Annotated in this window: 5 protein-coding genes and 1 pseudogene; 4 read left to right on the top strand and 2 right to left on the bottom strand. The window is 68.2% G+C overall.

Annotation, left to right across the window (positions count from 1 at the left end):
* Positions 1-89 precede the first annotated feature (89 nt).
* Positions 90-776, bottom strand: a pseudogene (locus ACWEBX_RS36650) (serine dehydratase beta chain); the annotation flags it as partial.
* Between the two features lie 235 nt (positions 777-1,011).
* On the opposite strand from ACWEBX_RS36650, the gene ACWEBX_RS36645 reads away from it, so the two are divergent.
* The 3 genes from ACWEBX_RS36645 to ACWEBX_RS36635 all read left to right on the top strand — a co-directional run bounded on the left by ACWEBX_RS36645 (position 1,012) and on the right by ACWEBX_RS36635 (position 3,794).
* Complete coding sequence (locus ACWEBX_RS36645; protein ID WP_075025955.1) at positions 1,012-1,374, top strand: bifunctional 3-phenylpropionate/cinnamic acid dioxygenase ferredoxin subunit; 363 nt, start codon at positions 1,012-1,014, stop codon at positions 1,372-1,374.
* Complete coding sequence (locus ACWEBX_RS36640; protein ID WP_451889070.1) at positions 1,371-2,534, top strand: NAD(P)/FAD-dependent oxidoreductase; 1,164 nt, start codon at positions 1,371-1,373, stop codon at positions 2,532-2,534. The genes ACWEBX_RS36645 and ACWEBX_RS36640 overlap by 4 nt, the downstream gene beginning before the upstream one ends.
* Positions 2,535-2,663: 129 nt before the next feature.
* A complete protein-coding gene (locus tag ACWEBX_RS36635) occupies positions 2,664-3,794 on the top strand; it encodes an aromatic ring-hydroxylating oxygenase subunit alpha (protein ID WP_451889069.1) in 1,131 nt (376 codons plus the stop codon).
* Positions 3,795-3,857: 63 nt separating this feature from the next.
* Here ACWEBX_RS36635 and ACWEBX_RS36630 read toward each other — a convergent pair whose 3' ends face one another.
* Positions 3,858-4,655, bottom strand: coding sequence for an IclR family transcriptional regulator (locus ACWEBX_RS36630; protein ID WP_451889068.1), 798 nt, complete (start codon positions 4,653-4,655; stop codon positions 3,858-3,860).
* A gap of 151 nt (positions 4,656-4,806) precedes the next feature.
* Here ACWEBX_RS36630 and ACWEBX_RS36625 point away from each other — a divergent pair.
* Positions 4,807-5,881, top strand: a 1,075-nt coding sequence (locus tag ACWEBX_RS36625) for a GMC family oxidoreductase N-terminal domain-containing protein (RefSeq protein ID WP_451889067.1), incomplete at its 3' end; no start/stop codon positions are given.

Genomic DNA, 5,881 nt, shown 5'->3' with positions numbered 1-5,881 from the left:
GCTTCACCGCGATCGTCGCCGCCGTCGTCTATGCCGCGCCGGTCGCCATCAAGATCACCGCCGACGGAGTGCGGGCCGTGCCCGAGACCACCGTCCTCGTCCTGGCAGCCCACCTCGGACCCGGAGATCGACGCGTTCTCCTTGAACAGCGCCCCCACCGCGCCGGCGGCGAGCAGAAAGCGGACGACTCCGTCCTCGTCGGCCCCGGGAACGAAGCGCGTGTAGTAGTCGCGTGCAGTAGTGCAGTACCGCGGGCACGATCCCGGCCGCACCGTTGGTGGGCGGGGTGACCACGCGACCGCCCGAGGCGTTCTCCTCGTTGACGGCCGGCGCGAAGAGGTTGACCCAGTCCATGATGTGCAGCGGATCCGCATCCTGGGAGTCCTCGGCGAGGCTGCGCAGCAGCTGCGGGGCACGGCGGGGCACCTGTAGCCGCCCGGGCAGGGTGGTCCCGGGCCGTGAGCACCATGCCGTTGGGGTGGAACGGCAGCGTGCGGCGACGGTGCAGTACCAGGTGCTCGCGCTCGCGGCACTCCACCTTTCGGCGGCCCAGCAGCCGCAACCGGCCGGCCTCGTGGATCCGGTGCACCCTGTCGTCCACGGTGTCGGTGTCGACGGTTTCCGGATCCTCGCCTTCGAGGCCGAGGAGTACCGCCTTGGCCGTGGCCGTGACCGTTGGCGCCGAGCGATCCGAAGAGTTTTGCCCGGACCGAGGCGGTGCGGGGGAGCGGGCCTTCTTCGTGCAGCCCGGTGACGAAGAGGCGGGCGGCTTTCATGGGCCCGACGGTGTGGGAGCTCGACGGTCCGATGCCCACCTTTAACAGGTCGAAGACGCTGAGCGCCCGCCGGTTCCTTCCGCGGTGGGTTGCCTATGGCGCAAAGCGTTGCGTAAAAAGCAACATTGAACAAGGGGTCGGCCTGTCCTCTGGATGCCTTGACAAGGGTTTGGGGCCGCCCTCAAACTGACGTTGCGCTTACCGCAATCCGTTTCGCTATACGCACCGAGGTGTCATGATGATTCCCGCGTGCCTTCTCGTGGATCTGCCGCGAGGCGAGGCCTACCGGCTAGACATCGATCCGCCGGTTTCGGTGTTCCACACCGATGATGGCGAGGTCTTCGCCATCGATGACACCTGCACCCACCAGGACGCGTCGCTCGCCGACGGCTGGCTGGAGGGCTGCGAGGTGGAATGCCCGCTGCATGCTTCGAAGTTCGACCTCCGGACCGGAGCCGTCGACGCTCCGCCGGCCAAGCGTCCGGTCCGCACCCATGAGGTCCTCATCGAGGACGGCATGATCTACGTCCGGCCGTCCACGGAGGCACCCAACCTGCCGCCCTGTGTTGCGTCCCGGCTCGCCGGAGGTCCCGCGTGAGGACAGTGGCCGTGGTGGGTGCCTCGCTGGCCGGTCTGTCGGCGGCGCGCTCGTTGCGGAAACGGGGGTACGACGGGCGGCTGGTCATCATCGGCGAGGAACCGCACCGCCCGTACGACAGGCCGCCGCTGTCCAAGGAGTTCCTGGCCGGTGACATCGGCGAAGCCGATCTCGCGCTGGAGTCGAACGACGAGGACCTGCAGGCCGAGTGGCTGCTCGGCGCCCGCGCGGCCGGACTCGACAGCGCGGATCGCGCCGTGCGGCTCGCCGACGGCCGCGAGGTCCGAGTCGACGGCTTCGTCATCGCGACCGGCGCGGCCGCGCGGACGCTGCCCGGCACCGACGGCCTGGCCGGGGTGCACACACTGCGCACCCTGGACGACGCCCGCGCCCTGCGGGACGAACTGGCCCTGGGCGGGCGGCTGGTCGTGATCGGCGGCGGATTCATCGGCGCCGAGGTCGCCTCCACCGCCTACGCTCTCGGACTCGACGTGACGGTGGTCGAGGCGGCGCCGACGCCGCTCGCCGGACCGCTCGGCGAGACCATGGGCGGCATCGTCTCCGCCCTCCACGCGGACCACGGCGTACGGCTGTTGTGCGGCGTGGGGGTCAAGGGGCTGAGCGGGGAGAGCCGGGTCGACGCCGTCCTGCTCGAGGACGGCCGCAGTATCCCCGCCGACACCGTCGTCGTCGGCGTCGGCGCGCGTCCGTGCGTCGAGTGGCTGGAAGGATCCGGCGTCGCGCTCGACAACGGCGTCAAGTGCGGCGCGGACGGCCGCACCAGCCTCGCCGGTGTGGTTGCCGTCGGTGACTGCGCGTCCTGGTACGACCCCCACGCGGGGATCCACCGCCGCGTCGAGCACTGGACCGGTGCGCGCGAGCGGCCCGACGTGGCCGTGGCCACGCTGCTGTCGTCGGGTGCGGCGGAGCCGGGTGCGCCCCGGCCGCCGTACTTCTGGTCGGACCAGTACGGCGTGAAGATCCAGTTCGCCGGTCATTCAGCCGGTGCCGACAGTGTGACGGTCGAGGAAGGCGTCCCGGGCGACCGCAGTTTTCTGGCCGTCTACCGTCGTGCCGGGCATCCGGTCGCCGTGCTCGCGATGAACCAGCCGCGGCTTTTCATGCGTTGGCGCAAGCAGCTCACCGCCGCGACATCTTGACATCATCGATGCGGCATCTCATCTCCTGTTGCGTATAGCGCGCAGCGTTGCTCCATGCGAAACGCCGTCCGGAGTCGCTCTTCCCGGCGCGTGAATGACCGATCCACGACGTTCTCCGAGGAGTGCACTGTGACCTCGACCAGCCTGCCGGACAGCCTGATCGCCACCCTGCCCGGCTCCTCCTACACGGATCCGGGGACCTTCGCCCAGGAGCAGGAGCGCATCTTCGAAACGATGTGGTTCTGCGCCGTACGCTCCTCGGATCTGGCCAAGCCCGGCGCCTTCCGGACCGTCGAGGTGGGACGCGAGAGCATCCTGATCACGCGCGCACGGGACAACTCCGTACGCGCCTTCTTCAACGTCTGCCGCCACCGTGGAGCCAAGCTCTGCACCGAGGAGGCCGGCGAGGTCAAGCGCGCCTTCCAGTGCCCCTACCACGCCTGGACGTACGATCTGACGGGCAAACTCGTCGCCGCGCCCAACCTCACCAAGATGCCCGACGTCAGCCGCACGGAGTACGGCCTGGCGAGCGTGGCGACCCATGAATGGCTCGGCTACGTGTGGGTGTGCCTCGCGGAGAACCCGCCTCCCTTCGAGGAGGTCGTGCAGGACGTCGTCGCACGCCTCGGCGACACCGAGTCGATCGAGCACTACGACATGGAGAACCTCGAGGTCGGCAAGCGGATCGTCTATGACGTCAAGGCGAACTGGAAGCTGATCGTCGAGAACTTCATGGAGTGCTACCACTGCGCCACGATCCACCCCGAACTCACCGAGGTGCTCCCGGAGTTCGCCGACGGGTACGCCGCTCAGTACTACGTGGGTCACGGCGCGGAGTTCGGCGCCCAGGTCAAGGGCTTCACCATTGACGGCTCCGAGGGACTGGACCGCATTCCGGGGGTCTCCGAGGCGCAGGACCGCCGCTACTACGCGATCACCGTCAGGCCGCAGGTGTTCATCAACCTCGTCCCCGACCATGTGATCTTCCACCGGATGTACCCGGTCGCCGCGGACCGCACGATCGTCGAGTGCGACTGGCTCTACCTCAAGCACGTCGTCGAAAGCGGCAAGGATGTCAGCCGGTCGGTGGAGCTCTTCGACCGCGTCAACCGGCAGGACTTCGACGCGTGCGAGCGCTGTCAGCCCGCGATGAGCTCCCGGCTGTACGCCAAGGGCGGCGTACTGGTGCCCAGCGAGCACCACATCGGCGAGTTCCACGAGTGGGTCCAGGAGCGTCTCGGGACAAGGCGGTCGCGGTAGCAGCGGTTCTCGGCAGGTCGACGGCGGTGGCTGAAGGTGCCGTCGGCGGTGGCACCTGGGCGTTCAGCCCAGGTAGCCCATCCGATGGCTGATCTCCTCCGCGCCCTTGACCAGCACCGGAGCGAGCTCGTGCATGCGCTCCTCGGTGAACCGGTATGCGGGGCCGGAGGCGCTGAGTGCCGCGATGACCTCTCCGTCCCGGTCGCGGACCGGCGCGGCCATGGCGTGGAGCCCGATCTCCAGCTCCTCCAGGGTCCAGGAGTAGCCACGCTCCCGAGCCTCGGCGAGATTCTTCTCGAGCTTCGTCTTCGAGGTCAGGGTGTGCGGGGTCACCTTCTTCAGGCCAGCCTCGGACAGTAGCGCGGCGCGCTGCTTGGCGGGCATGTGGGTCAGCAGGATCTTGCCGCTGGACGTGGCGTGCAACGGGGTCAGCTGGCCGACCCAGTTGTGCGCGGTGACGGCCCCCGGGCCGCGCACCTGGTACAGGTTGATCGCGTAGTGCTCCTGCATCACGGCGATGTTGACGGTCTCGCCGATCTCCTCGGCGAGGCGCTCGCAGACCGGGCGGCCCTGCTGGGTGATGTCGATGCGTCCCGTGACCCCGCCGGCCAGGCGTACGATGCCGAAGCCGAGGCGGTATTTGCCGCGCTCGCCCGCCTGCTCCACCAGACCGCGTGCCTCCAGGGCGCCGAGCAGCCGGAACGCGGTCGACTTGTGAACATCGATCTCGGCGGCCACCTCGCTGACGCCGGCCTCGCCGCGCTGGGCCAGGATTTCCATCACGCTGATGGCGCGGTCGACGGACTGTACCCCGCCGGATTGCGAACCTGTCGTTTCGGTATCTGGATTGTAGTTGCTCATAGCGAAACTATACGCGCAGTAAACAACAGCGTGGCAAGCAACCGCATGGAAACGTAGACCATGCAAGTTGCGTTGCTCGCAACCTAGTGCGTATAGCGATACCCGTACTAGCATGCCACGCGTATCTACGGCGCGAGCGAGACGAGGCACCATGGCTCCCCTGCAATACGACTTCGTCATCGTCGGCGGTGGATCCGCCGGCAGCGCACTGGCGAACCGGCTCTCCGCCGACCCGGGCAACCAGGTGCTGGTCCTGGAGGCCGGCCGGCCCGACTACCCGTGGGATGTCTTCATCCACATGCCCGCGGCGCTGACCTATCCGATCGGCAGCCGGTTCTACGACTGGAAGTACGAGTCCGAACCCGAGCCTCACATGGGCGACCGGCGCATCTACCACGCGCGCGGCAAGGTGCTGGGCGGTTCCAGCAGCATCAACGGCATGATCTTCCAGCGTGGCAATCCGATGGACTACGAGCGCTGGGCCGCCGATGCCGGCATGGAGTCTTGGGACTACGCGCACTGTCTGCCGTACTTCAAGCGGATGGAGAACTGTCTCGCGGCCGACCCCGACGACGAGTTCCGCGGCCACGACGGCCCTCTCGTCCTCGAACGCGGCCCCGCCTCCAACCCGCTGTTCACCGCCTTCCTTGAGGCCGTCCAGGAGGCGGGTTACCCCCGCACCGGCGATGTCAACGGCTATCAGCAGGAGGGCTTCGCTCCCTTCGACCGCAACGTCCACAGGGGACGCCGTCTGTCGGCCTCGAAGGCGTACCTCAAGCCTGCGAAGAAGCGGCCCAACCTCACCGTCACCACCCGTGCCCTGGTCACCCGCGTCCTCTTCGAGGGCAAGCGTGCTGTCGGTGTCGAGTACCGGCGGCGCGGCAAGGTCCAGCAGGTGCGAGCCCGCGAGGTCATCCTCTGCGGCGGCGCGATCAACTCCCCTCAGCTGCTGCAGCTCTCCGGAGTCGGCAACGCCGAGGAACTGAGCGCGATCGGCATCGATGTTGTCCACGACCTCCCGGGCGTCGGCGAGAACATGCAGGACCACCTGGAGGTGTACATCCAGTACGCCTGCAAGCAGCCCGTCTCCATGCAGCCGTACATGGCGAAGTGGCGCGCCCCCTTCATCGGCCTGCAGTGGCTCTTCCGCAAGGGCCCCGCCTCGACCAACCACTTCGAGGCCGGCGGCTTCGCCCGCAGCAACGAGGACGTGGACTACCCCAACC

The sequence above is a fragment of the Streptomyces sp. NPDC005070 genome (assembly GCF_053600395.1).
Note: the sequence above shows the minus strand (reverse complement) of the source record. Positions and strands in the feature narration are given on the sequence as shown.

Bases quoted from the DNA above. Each gene is read 5' to 3' on its own strand.
- ACWEBX_RS36645 (WP_075025955.1), top strand. From the start codon at position 1,012: ATGATGATTCCCGCGTGCCTTCTCGTGGATCTGCCGCGAGGCGAGGCC.
- ACWEBX_RS36630 (WP_451889068.1), bottom strand. From the start codon at position 4,655: ATGAGCAACTACAATCCAGATACCGAAACGACAGGTTCGCAATCCGGC.